We start from the raw sequence: 14,708 nt of genomic DNA on the forward strand, positions 1-14,708 counted from the left end.
AAAAAGCCGAATTCCTAAAACTAAGGAATCGGCTTTTTTGTGTCTGCCCTGTTAAACTATAGACCAGGTCGTTTAATTGAAGAACAGTTTTTGTGATAATCGATAGAAGTGATTATTAAATTGCAGGTACAATTTGTCTTAACTCTGGTACCAATATAAAGCGAAGTCATTCATTGTCGAAGCGTGTCCCTGTTGTCTTAACATAGTCGTTATGTTCCCTCGATGATAGGTACCATGATTCGCAACATGAAATAAAATCTCCGAGTAAGCTGTTTCCCTGGCACCGGTCCAAGGATTATTCAAATGAATTTTTTGTTCTATATCGTTTTGATTATTGATCCAATCTTCATACTGTGAAGCTAATTCCTCATAATATTTAACGAACTCATCTGCGGAATATAAATTAGACTTTTCTTGGAGAGCCATGGAAGTTGCCAATGCTTCTTGCATATCCATTCCTTTAAGTACCTTTAACCACATGACATCTACCACATACATGTGACTAAACGTTAGAGCAATCGTTGAATATGAACTACAAACCTCTTCATATAGGACATTACTTGGTAATTCTTTTATTCTTTCTAATAACACCTTATTTGCCCAAACATGGTACTTATACATATTTTTTGCATGGTTCATTAAATATCTACTCCTTAAATTCTGTTTTTGTAACAGTTGATATTTGTATTATAAAAAAAGATATATGACAGCAGCCTGTCATACATCTTTATAAACTTTCATTATTTTTTTTGCCTCATCTAATAAAATGGATTGCAGTTCCACAGGCTTTAAAACTTTAACCCCGCTGCCAAAGCTTAAAAGTATAGATTTAAGCCATCCAGCATGCAGCGGCTGGTAAACAGAAATTGTAAGTGTCATACTTCCATCGCTGTTAAAGACCTTTGATGAATTTTGGAATTGGTCTAATACTTCTGCTAAGGAATTGGGATTCACCCGGATCACCACATCCTCAAATCCCTCTAGCTCAAAATCAGAACAAGAAGAATCATCTTTCATTTCGTGAGTTTGCAGAAACTGTTCTTGTGTCAGAATAATACTCAACATACGTGATACTCTAAATTCTCTATAATTCTTACGTTCTCTGCAATAACCATATACATACCAGCTGCGAAACTTATAATGAAGGTGAACAGGCTCCAATTCACGTGATGTAAGTTCATTTTTTTTACTTACATAATCAAAGCGGATGACCCTTTTTTCCTGTATAGCTTTTCGCAGATCAATTAATGATGCCGGTTCTGTTTTATGGCTTTCCAAGTCAACTAATAAAGAACTACTGCTGCCGCTTGTATCCAGCGTTTTTAATCTTTCTATCGTTTGTTCAACTTCCTTATCTTCAAAAATACGCGATAAACTGCTTAATACCGTGATTAGATTCAATATGTCATAGGAACCTATTAAGCTTTTATCAAATTTGTATCCTTTTATGATACCGAAACCGCCGTTCGTACCTTGATAAGAAACGACTGGTATTCCGGCAGCACAAATAGTGTCGATGTCTCTATAAATGGTCCGAGATGATACTTGGAATTCATCAGCTAAACTAGAAGCTGACAAAATTTCATTATTTAAGAGCTTGAATATGATGGATATCAAACGTTCTAATTTCAATTCTAATTTCCTTCCCTCAATCATTGATTAAGCGGTCTTTGTCATTCCACTGACCGTACCTTTTATTTTCTCATGCATTTCCAATATACTCATCCAGCCTTGTTTTAATCCTAATGAAATTCATGCCTGCCATTTTTGAACGGATCCTTTCTATAATGAATATGTGTACATAGTGTAACTGTTAATTCATGTATTTGAAATAAAAAATCATTAAGGTTTATTATCGTGAGTGAAAGTAACCAGATTCATTTTATACATGACAATAGGTATGAATTTTTTAGATTTTGTTCAACGATCGGGCGCGATTTGATACTTAAACTATAGTGGAAGAAGGTATTAATAAAGAATCGAGCGAAATAAATATATAAAAATTGCAGACTATGGGGGGAATAAAGTGAAAACATATTTGGAACAAGTAGCTAAAAATGTATACGCTTTTTTAGTGTGGGACCAATCTTGGAACTCTTATAATAACTGCTATTTGCTGCTTGAGCATAATAATATTACTCTTATTGATTCAGGGAAGGAAGAGCATTCTCACTTCCTGTTTTCTGCATTAAAAAAGAAAGGAATTTTCAAAAGTGATATAACACATTTTATTGCCACACATGGCCACAAAGACCATATTGGAGCCATTCAATATTTAAGTGATATTGAAGGCTATATTCATAATCAGGATTTAGAATTAATTCCAGAAAACAGTAGAAACAAATTAAATAGGAAACTCCCAGATAACGGTCCAACAGGAAATGACTTGGAATGTGTTCTCATCGGACACCATACTAAAGGTTCTGTTTTACTATATCATCCTGGAAGTAAAGTGTTATTTTGCGGAGACCATATCTGTTTTTTTGGAGAACAATTGAGCGGAGATGTTGTAGATACAGGTGTTGAGGAGAGGGGAAAATATAAGCAGTTTGTTTCAGAATGGTCTCAAAACGAGGAAATGAGAGAACAGCACAATTTTAAATTATTTATGGAAGGGTTAAAAAAAATTGCCAACTACGATGTTGAGTATTTATGTACGGGGCACGGTGTAGTTTTAAAAGGTAAAGTAAAAGAATTTATTTCTGACTTGCTTGAGTTTGAATAGTTAAACGAAACTCTTTTTCAATTAATGAATGCTTTAAGGATTAACGTATTTATTATATTTTAGTTACGCCATTATAGGGCGCTTTTTTGAAATAAATGATTAATCTTTTTTATAAAAAATGTAGAGTATTTTACAAAGAATGATCCCGTTTTAATCAAATTTTATTTTAAAGCAGCACTTATAATAGTAATAAAAGCAGAATAGAAATCTGATGAAGGGGGAAATCTCATGAATAAATTGGTAAATGACAATCTGTCTGAAACGAGAAATAACCTAGTAAAGGAAATTACTATATTAAGTGATACTGAACTTAATAGTAAGCCAGATATGGATATGTGGAGTATAGCACAAGTTTGCCATCACTTAGTTTTAGTGGAAGAGGCAACTATAAAGGCTATTGTATGGGGATTAAAAGACAATGATCGTACTAGCACAGAACGGAAAAATATTCACCTTACATTATTGGATCGAACGAAAAAGATTAAAGCTCCAAAAATCGTTGAACCAGATGTAGCCCCATTTGAAGTTCCGCAAATAATTGATTTGTTAAATGATTCGAGGAAAAAATTGCTGGCATTTCTAAATACTATTGAAGATAAAGCCATATTGGAAGGAAAATCAGTGAAGCATCCTGCCTTAGGTGAATTACCTCTTGATCAATGGATTGAACAGATATATTTGCATGAACAGCGACATATTGATCAAATAAAAGAGATAAAATTACTCTTAGAAGTGAAACACTAAATTTAGGAGCATAAGATGGATTTTGTGGTCAAAATTTTTATAAAGATCTCATACTTAGATATAAAGAGAGTAACTCCATTTTGACTAATCTTTATTTAAAATGGAGTTTTTTTACGCTTTCTGTTAAAAAAAGATTGAAGGGCACTGCTTGTATGCAGTTTTATAAAAGGATTAGCTGCTTAAGCAAAGAGCGATTATTTAAAATAAAGATTGATTAAAAAATCCTGTGTTCATTCAGGATTTTTTCTTATTCAACAATCGGGCCATTTAATAGAATAAGCAGTATGAAAATAGGTGCTACAATTAGTAATTAATTTAGGAGTTTCATTCAGCTAACGGTGTATTAAATTTATCGTGTTCATTAAAGGAGGCTTTTCTGAAATAAGGAAAGCATCTTACTTCATGAAAAGGGCTATATTGTTGAGGATCATTTAGAAAAAATAGAATTTTTATTTTAAATAGATGGAGATTGTGAAGGAAAATGAATTCAGGCTATAGAAGGTAAATATTGTAATGAGAAAGCACACATTATAAATCTGATGTGTGCTTTGGATTGTTTTTATGCCATTTTACCTTCAGAAATATATAATAAAAGCTGAGTACTGATAACAAGAATAGGCAATTCCAATAATGGTCCTATAACGAGTGTTAAAGCTATTATAGGTTGATCAGGAAATTCGGTCATAGCAATTGCCAATGCGATAGGGGAATTTCTTGCTAGAGTAGTTAAACTTAGACTTGCTCTGTCTTTGTATGGAAACTTCATAAGCTGTCCAACCTTTTGACCAACAATAAAATTAATAATGAAAAATAAAAGTATCGGAATGGTAATTTTCCACATTAAATCTAAGTTATCTAGCAATAGTTGTCCTTGAGAAGCAAACATCGCAACGATGGCGAGACTAAGAAAAATAATAGGTAACATGCTGAGATTAAAGATAAGATTGTCTCTAAACTGTTGCTTGTTTCTCAAGACCGTTTTTGTTAGAAAAGCTAAAACAAAAGGTAAGAATCAAGCAATTAAAATACTTTTTATCAGAAATGAAAATGCGATAACTCCTGTCTTTCCTCCGAAAATTAAAAGTTAAATAGGCAACAAAATAACCTGTAAGATAAGATTTAGAGGTAAGATAGCTGTTGATAATGCAACATTCCCCTTTGATATCCTCGTGAAGATTAAATACCAATCAGTACAAGGTGTAACCATCAACATAATAGATCCTATAAATATTGCAGGATTGTCGCCTAAAAATACCAATGCAAGAAGCCATGCTAAAATTGGTGTCAAAACAAAGTTTATGATCACCGAAGTGTATGTAAACTTAATGTTTTTAAAAGCTTTCTTTATTTCCTGGAGGGGAATCTGTAAGAAAGTAATGGACAGCATAGCTACTAATAGAGAGACAATGAATCCTTCCGCATTATCTCGTATTAGTTCTACTTATCCTATACTAATACTTATTATTACTGCTAAGAAAATAATAAATGTATATAGCTTCTCGAATAAGCCCATGTATAAACACTCCTGATGATAACCAGTTAAACACATATAATTTTATCATAATTGGATATATAGTAAGTATTCCCTATTCAAGAAACGCTTTTTGCTTGTTTATCAAGGCTACTAGTATTAATTTGATCAATCTTTATTCTAAAGCTACAGTAGTTGTTATTGAAAGAAATTTGTAAGCGATTAACAGCGCACCCTCAAATATTTATAATAACCAATTCATTTCAAATATAGTAATATCCTATTCCATCATTCTTAAAGATAACTATGGATAAATAATTATATTGTCTGATAGTTGCCATTTCATTGACGATGAAGCTTCATTAATTTCATTGTTGTTTCCTCTATATTGTTTTTATTCGTAATGGTCTGTATGATATTCCCTTGTTTCATAAATAAAATGACATCGCTTACCTCGGCTGCTACATCCATCATATGAGTAGAGAAAACAATAATCGTACCACTTTTTTTCAACTGATTTAGAATCTCGACAAACTGATTTACCCAATAGGGATCTAACCCATTAGTAGGTTCGTCTAACAACAATACTGTGGGATTGGCTAAAATAGATTGACCAAATAATAAACGCTGTCGCATACCTTTAGAAAGGCTTTTGACTAATTCACGTTTCTTGTCAACTAGACCGATTAGATCCATTACTTCACTTATTCTGTCTTTTCCTACTCTTCTTAAAGATCCATAAAAATGAAGAAACTCTTCAACAGTCATCATTTCTTGTGCATTAAAATCATCAGGCATAAAACCTATTTGAGCTAAATAAGTTTCACGGCTGGAATTCATTTCTAGCCCATTTATTGAAATTGTTCCACTTGATGGAAAAAGAATGCCAGCTATAATTTTAAGCAATGTACTTTTCCCTGCTCCATTTCCACCACATAAGACAACGCACTTTCCCTTGGTTGCCTGCAAAGAACAAGGATATAAGGCCGTCTTTTTCTTGTATACCTTTGATACTGAAACTACTTTTAATTCTGTCATCGCTTTTTCCTCCTTTCCAGCATGAACATCGAAAATAGCAATGTCAGTATCAAGAAACCTATAAAGTATAGTATGTAAACAACCAAACTAAAAGGAGACTCTAAAAAAGTAACAAGTGTATCATACGATTGCCCAAATACGCTACCCGCATCCAGAGATACGACCAATGTAACCCGAGTGAATTCTGCAGGATTGGCAAATAGGGCAAATTTCATTAATGGTGCAATCCATGAATATGGAACTAAACCTAAGACACCAACTAATGCAGTCGGCCAAATCATAATTAGAAAAAACCAAATTATGACTGAAACAGATAATGCCTGCCATCTGGTAGAGACAACACATCCAACTGTTACACCAATAATTAGAAAGAAAAAAATGAGACTAATTGTAAAAAAATAAATTGATAATAGCCATTTTTCTTGAAAACCATTTCCGCTTAGTAGTCCGATCGCCAAGCTAATTCCATAACTAAATGTAAACACAATTACCTGAGCCATGAATTGCCCGCCAATTTTTCCAGATATATAAGATAATGTAGATAATGGGTACGTATTCAACAATCGCCATTGCCCATTTTCTATTTCATTAGCGATAGAAAAAGAACCAATAATTAGCATAAAGAGAGGTACGATATAAAGAGCAACATTGACTACAGTTCCAGTCATATTGGTATACCCTGTAAGGGAAGGGGCACTGCTTTGCAATAAAAATAAAAGTGACAATACAGTAACCCATAAAATTAAAAAAGAATAATACGATTGCTGCCGTACAGTCATGCGCAGTTCCGAGCGCCAAATATTCCACATTTTCATTCCTCTTTTCGAACGATTGGTCCACAGATACTTATACCACCATAAATTGATGAAAAAGGACCGTCCGAAAACGGATCCGGCCCTATAATTTAATGAGAATCTTTACTCTCGCTATCTTCAGCGTCTCCATGGGAATGATTTTCCATATCACCCATGTTCATCATATCTTTGTTTTGTTTCCATTCATGCTCTGCTAAATCATCAGCAGTCATAAGAGTGCTGTCTTCATTTTCTTTTAGAAAATCTTCTGCTGTAGCCTTATCTTTAAACGAGATGACATTGTAAGCCATCGGAGTTTTTACGGATTGATTATATATATATGTAGCGTCATTCACTGAAATCCACGCTTTATTATGATAATCACGGACAAATTCTCCAGCGATTTTTTCATTTTTATTGCTATCAAACCATTCATACATACAGCCAATATCATCAAATACCATAGATTTTCCATTTTCAAGAACAACTTGTGTGGCAAACTGATTATCAACTACAGCCATATTACATACTTCACATTTATCAGTTTCTTCATTAATAGCAACAGGCTGAACTTCTTCCTTTCCACACGCTGCGAGAAACAATATGATTCCAGAAATTATTAATAAACTAAAATATCTTTTTTTCATCTTCTTTTCCTCCCATATATAAATAAACTGCAACTTACTATCATCATTAATATACTCATGGACCATAATCGATAACTTGATGATTTTTGGTTCTCCATTTCATTGGTCAAATTCATGAGTGGAGTTGAATCTATTAACAATTGTTCAGCTGGGCTTTTTAGCATCTTTTGTAATAAAATCAGTCCAGGTGATTGAAAAAACAATTGAAATTCTGGTACATTGGTTGTCAATGTTAAAAAATATGGATCAGCGTGAAAAGGAATTTCACTTACGCCATCTCCAGTAATATCCACCCTGCTCGCAGCATCCCAATAGTTAGTATCTATTTGATTATTTGCACTTTTTATCGCCTGAGCATTATTAACATTTCCAACAAAGGAATTTCTTTTAGCAGTATTCCCATTCGCATTTTCAAATTGAATCCCTATAAAATTATTCATAATCGTATTATTATCTATTTGATTTCGTTCAGCATTTTCTATAAAAATGCCCACACGATTAGAAATAATTGAATTTTCCGTCACTTTTGTGTCAGAAACGGTATAAAGTAATAAACCCTGAGAATGAACATTATTGTTATTTGAAGAAAGTATATTATTACTAACAACGGTTCTATCTGATTCCATCAACATTGCGCCAGTGGCGTTAGCTTTAGACATGTTTTCATTAAGTATGTTATCGTCTGAAAACATAAGATGCATCCCATAACGTGAATTTTGAATCGTGTTCCTAAACAAAGTATTCTGATTGCTTTGTTCTAAATAAATACCATCAGCGACATTAAGAATCTTAATATTTGCTATGGTATTTTTTTTTGATTTCCATAAATCAATCCCATTCCCTTGCTTTCCACCTTCAATCATACTATTTTGTATCTTCACGTCCGTCGCACGATCAAGTTTTATTCCTACCCCTCGTGTTACAATATCCATTCCCTCTAGAATATGGTTAGAACCAGTGACATAAATGGCAGTATCTTTTTTCTCATCTCCGCAGTGCTCCACCTTAATATTCTTAAGAATAACTCCCTCACCGCTAATAGCAATAATCGGTTCGTCTGTACAAGAGCGTAGCAGTACTTTTCCCTTCCCTACTAAGGTGATAGGTTTAGAGATACTTACTGTTTCGTTAAATTCTCCCTCCTTTATTTCAATGGTAGCACCCTTTGAAGCTGCATCAATTTCCGATTGTAATGTACTCGTTGCTTCGGCTCCATAAGGCAAGCAAAAACCTAAAACGAGGACAAATATGATAAATATAATACTTTTCATTGCGGTACCATCCTCGCTTTCATGCTAGTTTACTCTGTGAGTGTATCTAATAAATGTGAGAAAAATATGTAGTAATTATGAAGACTTCAAATTTTCTTAACTATGATAAATTGTGAGACTTTGTTTCAATTAGAGATTTGCAGTTTTTATTAGTAGGACTATTTGATAGCATTTGTTAATTTTAAAAGATAATTATACTCTTTTTTTATTTTTGTAAGTTTCCAAGTTTGTATTTTATGGAGTTTCATTCATATAAAATTATCAATTGTTTGGCTTTTACGATTATGTATTATTTTATGGGGTAAGAGTATCAACTTCCTAACGAAATAAAGTTAACAGAACATATTTTAGTCTTTGTAAAACAGATACTGGATCAAATCGAGGCGATGGCAAGTCAATTTTAAGTGATATTTTTATTATTTTTATATGTTTATCAAGGGTCATCTTTTAAACTTGGTCTAAACCGTACAAGTTCTTGTCCTGAGTTGAGGAAAAGAACTTGTACGGTTTACAGAAACAGCCAAGGATCTAAGATGGCTTTATTATGTAGTACCAAAGTGCCAACATAGTTGACATGATCCATAGCTGCGAATATTACCATTAAGACATTTTTACCTAATCAATCATCATGTCAAAGGCTCTTTTGATCGATATTTGTCAAACCTAAGATTGTTTTTGCTGCTATTGTTTGCGATCAGATGCTCTGTCCACCCGATACTTCGATTCTTTGCCCATTAATCCAGCGGTTGTCCGATTCAAGAAGGTTAGCGACTGCGGGACCAATGTCATCGGGTACGCCGACTCGACCAAGGGCAGTCATTGAAGCAAACGTGTCATTGTAAGCAGGAATGTCGCGTACAGAACCTCCTAGAAAATCGGTTTCAATTGCTCCAGGTGCAATGGTATTAGCCGTGATCCCTCGGTGACCAAGTTCTTTGGCCAAATAGATCGTTAGAATCTCGACCGCTCCCTTTGCGGCAGAATAGGCAGAGAATCCAGGAAATGAAACGCGAGTGAGACCCGATGAGAAGTTCACAATTCGACCGCCATCTGCAATAAGCGGGAGAAGGGCTTGTGTTAAGAAAAAAACTCCTTTGACATGCACATTAAACAGGTTGTCGAACTGAGCTTCTGTAGTTTCGGTATAGTCTACCATTTCTCCGTGACCGGCATTATTTACAAGATGATTGAAAGTGTCGCAATCCCAAGTAGACCGAAGAGTTGACCGAACTTTCTCAACAAAGGCCGTAAAACTGGCAATGTTTCCAACATCAAGTTCTAATGCTACTGCTTTACGACCTAGAGATTCGATCTCAGCAACAACTGACTTTGCTTCTTCTGCTTGGCTGCGATAGGTTAAGATGACATCACCGCCATGACGGGCAATACTGATGGCAGTATTGCGGCCAAGTCCACGGCTACCACCTGTTACGATTGAGATATTTTTCATTGTAACTTCATCCTTTCAAAGCTCATTTTTAATTACCTTGTTATCATAGATTATAAAGTTTACTTTAAGTCAAGGGTTTTTCGCTGAAAAAGAAAGTGTATAATAAAACAGTGAAATATTTGATTTAATCATATCTTCGTCATTTTTTATAGCGTAAATTAGGATTTTTTTATTAGGTATGATAATAAATCATTTAAAGTTCACTTTAATATGAGGAGATGAGCTTTACATATGTTGACCATAGGGGAAGTTACTGAATTGACAGGAATAGCGGCTCCCACACTTCGATATTACGAAAAGGAGGGACTCCTTCCACATGTGAAGAGAAATGAAAATGGGAAGCGGTTATATGACGAAGGTGATTTAAGCTGGATTCAATTTGTTACGGCTCTTAGAGCGACAGGAATGCCGATTGCTAAAATTCAGAAGTATGTATACTTGTATAAAGAAGGGGAATCGACGATTTCGGAACGAAAAATGATGATGCTCCATCATAAAAAGGAAATTGAGAAAAGCATAAGAGACCTATATTTTAACTTGGATAAAATAAACTATAAACTTGCTCTTTATGATGTAATAGAATCTCAGATTGAACGAACAAACATCAAATTTTGACTCTGCCAAATATAAAATCCTAAATTAGCGACTTTGTATTTGACTTATACATATATTTCTGAATAGCTATACCTATAACGTCAATTACAGACCGATTCCTGATTAGGAGTGTACCAAGTGAAAATAACCACCAATCTTAGAAGAAATACTGTACCGGGATTCAAAAGCTTAGAAAACTATTTGTTTACGAGATACTGCAGTGGAGCCAGCCAATCCTATCTCAAAGGCTATTTTCAACTCAACCATGTTTGTTATCGTTCCGGCAGGCTTAACCAAGCTTCTTACTTTAATGATAAGTAGAGTGATGGCATTTAATGTTCTCTTAATTAGGTAATCAATTAGATATTTTTACGGGGCTAAAAGTTAACGATAATCAAGAATCACCTTATCCATTGCTTAGGAGAATAAAAATATGAAAGTAAAAGTATTTACAGTAAATTCATTTGCAAAAACATTAGAAGGAGGCAATCCAGCCGGAGTTGTAATTGATGCCGATTCTTTATCTGATGAAAGTATGAAAAGTATTGCAGGTGAAATTGGTTTTAGTGAGACTGCCTTTGTCATGAAGTCAGAATCAGCACATTTTAAAGTGAGATTTTTTACCCCTGAAGAAGAGGTAGACCTTTGCGGACACGCTACAATAGCAACATTTTATGTGCTCTTAAGTAAAGGTTTTATTAAGCCAGGAGTATTTCTTCAAGAAACAAAGGCAGGAATTTTAAGTGTAGAAGTAAAGGTAGATTCATCTATTATGATGGAACAAAACTCTCCAAGTTTTTATGAAATAGTAAATAAAAAGGAAATAGCTGATTCTTTGAACATTACAGAATATGAAATGATAGATGAACTGCCAGTGCAAATCGTTTCAACTGGCCTCAGGGACATACTTGTACCTGTTAAAAATATCAAAATCCTAAATGCAATTAAACCAAATTTTGAAGAAGTATCCCGAATTAGCAGTAAATATAATACTGTAGGATATCATGTTTTTACACTGGAATCTCTCTTTGGCTCCAATGCTTACTGCAGGAATTTTGCCCCTCTATATGGAATTTGTGAAGAGTCTGCTACTGGTACCTCCAATGGTGCCCTTGCTTGTTATCTATCTAAGTACGGAAAAATCAATAAGAGACGAGATCATCAATTTGTTATGGAACAGGGTTATTTAATGAAAAGGCCTTCAGAGATAAAAGTTGAATTAAGGGTTGAAGAACAAGAAGTAATTGGAGTCAAAGTTGGTGGAAAGGTATTGAATTTATCGGAAAAAGAAGTGGAAATATAATTTCTGCTATGTATCATATTGAAATATAAATAAAATTTTAATCCCTACATACTAATGAGCTCTTGATTAGGCAAAGAAGAGTTTTTTAAGGATATTATGTTGGATAGATCCCGCATCCGCATTTTAAAACCGATTTGATTGCAAGGAAACTCTAATAAACTTTGGGGTATATAATTTTTCCTCAACCTTTACGACGTGAGTTAGTGAAAAAAATGTACTTAAACTAAAGGGGGCTTTAGATCAATAATCATCTTCAACAATCGGGTGCAATTCTTGAAGAATTGTGCCTTTTTCAGTAATCGGGCCAGTTTGTTGATTAACAATTATAGGTACAGAATAGGGCTTTATATATGGTAGTTAGAAATTGCAATTAGCTTGACTTAAAATAAATAAGTAGATATAGTGGATTCACAATATCTTTAATCGAGGAGAACTATTAAGATGAAATATTCAAAAGCGACGAATTATGCACTTCATACGATGTTATTTCTAGCAGTTGATACTCCTGAGAGACATGTAGGTGTGCATCAACTTGCTGAACGTCAAGAGGTTTCTACTACGTATTTGTCCAAAATATTGACTAAGCTTGTTAAGGCTGGAATGGTAGAATCAATTTCCGGTGCTAATGGTGGGTATAAGTTAAGACCTAATTGGGAGCGTATATCTTTTTTAGATATTATTCAGGCAATTGAAGGTCCAACATCCTTTTTTGACTATTGTTTAACTCATAATCCTGAGTGTTTGATACAAAAGGTCATGATCTCTGCAGAAGAAAAGATGTTGAATGAATTAAAACACCAAAATATAGTTGATATAGCAAAACAAATGGCAGTGGCTCCATAAGTCACGCTTTTTTACCCCTGTTATAGATATTAAAGAGTAATAAAGTCGTTAATTAGTCGTTAATTATTAAAAAGTAAAGGGTGGATTGAGAAATGAATATTTATGATTGTATTATTGTTGGAGCAGGACCAGCTGGATTAAGCTCAAGTTTAACTTTAGGAAGAGCTAGAAGGAAAATTGCTGTATTTGACAATGGCACAAATAGGAATAGAGTCACACATGAGTCACATGGATTTATTACTCGAGATGGCATTAAACCACAAGAGTTTAAAGAGATTGGATTAACTGAGTTGAAAAATTATCCTTCTGTATCCTACTTTAAAAAAACTGTTACTGAAATAACCAAAAATTTTGGTAATGAACTATTTATCGCCAAAACCTCGGATGGTCGGGAATTTGTTGCTGAAAAGATTATATTAGCCACTGGTATTCAAGAGGTATTTTCTATTCCAAATGTAAGAAATTATTATGGAAAAAGCCTTTTTAGCTGCCCATATTGTGATGGTTGGGAACTAAGGGATAAGCCATTAATTGTTATGGCAGAAACAGAAGAGCATGTACTGCATATGGCTAAAATAATTTATAACTGGTCGAAGGATTTAGTTGTCATAACAAATGGCGTTGAACTATCTAATGAAGGAGTTCAAGAGTTACACAAACGAAGTATCAAAATAAAATCGGAGCCGATAAAAAACTTAATAGGTGATGACGGTCATCTACAAGAAATTGAATTTGTATCAGGAGAAACTATCATAAGATCAGGTGGGTTTGTTGTTCCATCTTTTTATCGCCCCAATCAATTTGCTGAGAAGCTTGGATGTGAAGTGCATGAAAATGGAACAGTTGTAACAGATGGTGTTGGTAGAACAACACAAAAAAATATATATATTGCTGGAGAAACTGAAAAATCCGGACCTTCCTCATTAATGATCTCTGCTGCAGATGGTAATAAAGCTGCAGTTTCCGTAAACACTGATTTAACTATGGAACGTTTTTGATCATAGTAATAATAACCTTTACTTATTCACAGCTAGTTTGAAAGGTAAAAAAGGAAGAGCCATCTTCAACAGCCTTTGAACTTCAACAATCTGGCGCTATTCTGAAATAAAGATAGCGTCTTTCTTTATGAAAAGGGCCATTTAATGGAGGAAGAATATCAAGGAAAATGAATACTTATGGTAATGATAGTATGTTGTTTGTGAAAGATTGTACTCAAACTAACGGTGCAGTTTATGGTAACAATGCATAAAATTAAAGCTTTGGATATACGACGATGTCCAAAGCTCTTTCTAAAAATTATAATGTTTTAACTTGCTCAATTTTTAATCCGAAAATTTGAGGAGGTTCAATTTTGTTTATTTGCAAATAAGTAGAGATTTGTCCACGATGATGGATTTCATGTTCTGGAAGTGCCATAAGTATTCTCCAAACACTAACTTCATGACCATGAAGGGTTAAGACTTTTTTTGTCAATGCATCGCTGCCAACTTTTAATAGACCCTCTGTTAGTTTAATCTGGCATGCCTCTATATAATTGGAAATATCCTCAAGAGAAGCTCCCTTACCAGTATCATGTCCCGTGTATTTCCACGAACCGTGTTCAAATATACCTAGAAACATCAATCGAGAAGATGCGATATGTCGCAATAAATCACCAGTAGAAAATTTATCTTCTGAAGGCTTCCAGTCCAGGAGTTCATTAGGTATTACTTTCACATATTGCATCGTTCGTTTATGAATCCCATCTAAATATTTTACATATTCCTTTATATCATGAATCATGTTTTCACTCTCCAATTTTTCAGATTTTTATTCCTTTATATTCTTA

The 14,708-nt window shown here is 34.0% G+C and carries 14 protein-coding genes and 1 pseudogene; 6 read left to right on the forward strand and 9 right to left on the reverse strand.

The window, feature by feature from the left end:
* Window positions 1-138: 138 nt before the first annotated feature.
* A complete protein-coding gene (locus tag ASU02_RS05975) occupies window positions 139-639 on the reverse strand; it encodes a DinB family protein (RefSeq protein WP_057761972.1) in 501 nt (166 codons plus the stop codon).
* A 78-nt stretch (window positions 640-717) separates the two neighbouring features.
* On the reverse strand, window positions 718-1,632 hold the full coding sequence (locus ASU02_RS05980; RefSeq protein ID WP_057761974.1) for a helix-turn-helix transcriptional regulator: 915 nt from the start codon (window positions 1,630-1,632) through the stop codon (window positions 718-720).
* A 394-nt stretch (window positions 1,633-2,026) separates the two neighbouring features.
* Between ASU02_RS05980 and ASU02_RS05985 the strand changes: the two genes are divergently transcribed.
* The gene (locus ASU02_RS05985; RefSeq protein WP_057761976.1) at window positions 2,027-2,725 is read left to right on the forward strand and encodes an MBL fold metallo-hydrolase; all 699 of its coding nucleotides are present in this window, start codon (window positions 2,027-2,029) and stop codon (window positions 2,723-2,725) included.
* Window positions 2,726-2,953: 228 nt separating this feature from the next.
* The gene (locus ASU02_RS05990; protein WP_057761978.1) at window positions 2,954-3,469 is read left to right on the forward strand and encodes a DinB family protein; all 516 of its coding nucleotides are present in this window, start codon (window positions 2,954-2,956) and stop codon (window positions 3,467-3,469) included.
* A 559-nt stretch (window positions 3,470-4,028) separates the two neighbouring features.
* Here ASU02_RS05990 and ASU02_RS05995 read toward each other — a convergent pair.
* The 6 genes and pseudogenes from ASU02_RS05995 to ASU02_RS06020 form a co-directional block, all read right to left on the reverse strand.
* Window positions 4,029-4,901, reverse strand: a pseudogene (locus ASU02_RS05995) (arsenic resistance protein).
* 381 nt (window positions 4,902-5,282) lie between these two features.
* Complete coding sequence (locus tag ASU02_RS06000; RefSeq protein WP_057761980.1) at window positions 5,283-5,978, reverse strand: ABC transporter ATP-binding protein; 696 nt, start codon at window positions 5,976-5,978, stop codon at window positions 5,283-5,285.
* A complete protein-coding gene (locus ASU02_RS06005) occupies window positions 5,975-6,787 on the reverse strand; it encodes an ABC transporter permease (RefSeq protein ID WP_057761982.1) in 813 nt (270 codons plus the stop codon). Before ASU02_RS06005 ends, ASU02_RS06000 begins: the two co-directional genes overlap by 4 nt.
* Before the next feature lie 95 nt (window positions 6,788-6,882).
* Window positions 6,883-7,419: a nitrous oxide reductase accessory protein NosL gene (locus ASU02_RS06010; RefSeq protein ID WP_057761984.1), complete on the reverse strand. Its 537-nt coding sequence runs from the start codon at window positions 7,417-7,419 to the stop codon at window positions 6,883-6,885.
* Window positions 7,416-8,690 (reverse strand): right-handed parallel beta-helix repeat-containing protein, encoded by a 1,275-nt coding sequence (locus ASU02_RS06015; protein ID WP_057761986.1) that lies wholly within the window; start codon window positions 8,688-8,690, stop codon window positions 7,416-7,418. Before ASU02_RS06015 ends, ASU02_RS06010 begins: the two co-directional genes overlap by 4 nt.
* 694 nt (window positions 8,691-9,384) lie before the next feature.
* Window positions 9,385-10,140, reverse strand: a complete 756-nt coding sequence (locus ASU02_RS06020; RefSeq protein ID WP_057761987.1) for an SDR family NAD(P)-dependent oxidoreductase — start codon at window positions 10,138-10,140, stop codon at window positions 9,385-9,387.
* Between the two features lie 231 nt (window positions 10,141-10,371).
* Here ASU02_RS06020 and ASU02_RS06025 point away from each other — a divergent pair, with 231 nt between their 5' ends.
* The 4 genes from ASU02_RS06025 to ASU02_RS06040 all read left to right on the forward strand — a co-directional run bounded on the left by ASU02_RS06025 (window position 10,372) and on the right by ASU02_RS06040 (window position 13,878).
* Window positions 10,372-10,755, forward strand: a complete 384-nt coding sequence (locus tag ASU02_RS06025; protein WP_057761989.1) for a MerR family transcriptional regulator — start codon at window positions 10,372-10,374, stop codon at window positions 10,753-10,755.
* A gap of 412 nt (window positions 10,756-11,167) precedes the next feature.
* On the forward strand, window positions 11,168-12,037 hold the full coding sequence (locus ASU02_RS06030; protein ID WP_057761991.1) for a PhzF family phenazine biosynthesis protein: 870 nt from the start codon (window positions 11,168-11,170) through the stop codon (window positions 12,035-12,037).
* A gap of 441 nt (window positions 12,038-12,478) precedes the next feature.
* Complete coding sequence (locus ASU02_RS06035; protein WP_057761993.1) at window positions 12,479-12,880, forward strand: Rrf2 family transcriptional regulator; 402 nt, start codon at window positions 12,479-12,481, stop codon at window positions 12,878-12,880.
* Window positions 12,881-12,972: 92 nt separating this feature from the next.
* Window positions 12,973-13,878: an NAD(P)/FAD-dependent oxidoreductase gene (locus ASU02_RS06040; protein WP_057761995.1), complete on the forward strand. Its 906-nt coding sequence runs from the start codon at window positions 12,973-12,975 to the stop codon at window positions 13,876-13,878.
* 298 nt (window positions 13,879-14,176) lie between these two features.
* On the opposite strand, the gene ASU02_RS06045 is transcribed toward ASU02_RS06040, so the two are convergent.
* Window positions 14,177-14,662, reverse strand: coding sequence for a DinB family protein (locus tag ASU02_RS06045; RefSeq protein ID WP_057761997.1), 486 nt, complete (start codon window positions 14,660-14,662; stop codon window positions 14,177-14,179).
* Between the last annotated feature and the right edge of the window lie 46 nt (window positions 14,663-14,708).

It is taken from the genome of Cytobacillus praedii, from assembly GCF_001439605.1.
Lineage (GTDB): Bacteria > Bacillota > Bacilli > Bacillales > Cytobacillaceae > Cytobacillus > Cytobacillus praedii.

What these genes read in the sequence shown, in the direction of transcription:
- ASU02_RS05975 (WP_057761972.1), bottom strand. Translation starts at nt 639, where the DNA reads ATGAACCATGCAAAAAATATGTATAAGTACCATGTTTGGGCAAATAAG.
- ASU02_RS05990 (WP_057761978.1), top strand. Translation starts at nt 2,954, where the DNA reads ATGAATAAATTGGTAAATGACAATCTGTCTGAAACGAGAAATAACCTA.
- ASU02_RS06000 (WP_057761980.1), bottom strand. Translation starts at nt 5,978, where the DNA reads ATGACAGAATTAAAAGTAGTTTCAGTATCAAAGGTATACAAGAAAAAG.
- ASU02_RS06005 (WP_057761982.1), bottom strand. Translation starts at nt 6,787, where the DNA reads ATGTGGAATATTTGGCGCTCGGAACTGCGCATGACTGTACGGCAGCAA.
- ASU02_RS06010 (WP_057761984.1), bottom strand. Translation starts at nt 7,419, where the DNA reads ATGAAAAAAAGATATTTTAGTTTATTAATAATTTCTGGAATCATATTG.
- ASU02_RS06015 (WP_057761986.1), bottom strand. Translation starts at nt 8,690, where the DNA reads ATGAAAAGTATTATATTTATCATATTTGTCCTCGTTTTAGGTTTTTGC.
- ASU02_RS06020 (WP_057761987.1), bottom strand. Translation starts at nt 10,140, where the DNA reads ATGAAAAATATCTCAATCGTAACAGGTGGTAGCCGTGGACTTGGCCGC.
- ASU02_RS06025 (WP_057761989.1), top strand. Translation starts at nt 10,372, where the DNA reads ATGTTGACCATAGGGGAAGTTACTGAATTGACAGGAATAGCGGCTCCC.
- ASU02_RS06030 (WP_057761991.1), top strand. Translation starts at nt 11,168, where the DNA reads ATGAAAGTAAAAGTATTTACAGTAAATTCATTTGCAAAAACATTAGAA.
- ASU02_RS06035 (WP_057761993.1), top strand. Translation starts at nt 12,479, where the DNA reads ATGAAATATTCAAAAGCGACGAATTATGCACTTCATACGATGTTATTT.
- ASU02_RS06040 (WP_057761995.1), top strand. Translation starts at nt 12,973, where the DNA reads ATGAATATTTATGATTGTATTATTGTTGGAGCAGGACCAGCTGGATTA.
- ASU02_RS06045 (WP_057761997.1), bottom strand. Translation starts at nt 14,662, where the DNA reads ATGATTCATGATATAAAGGAATATGTAAAATATTTAGATGGGATTCAT.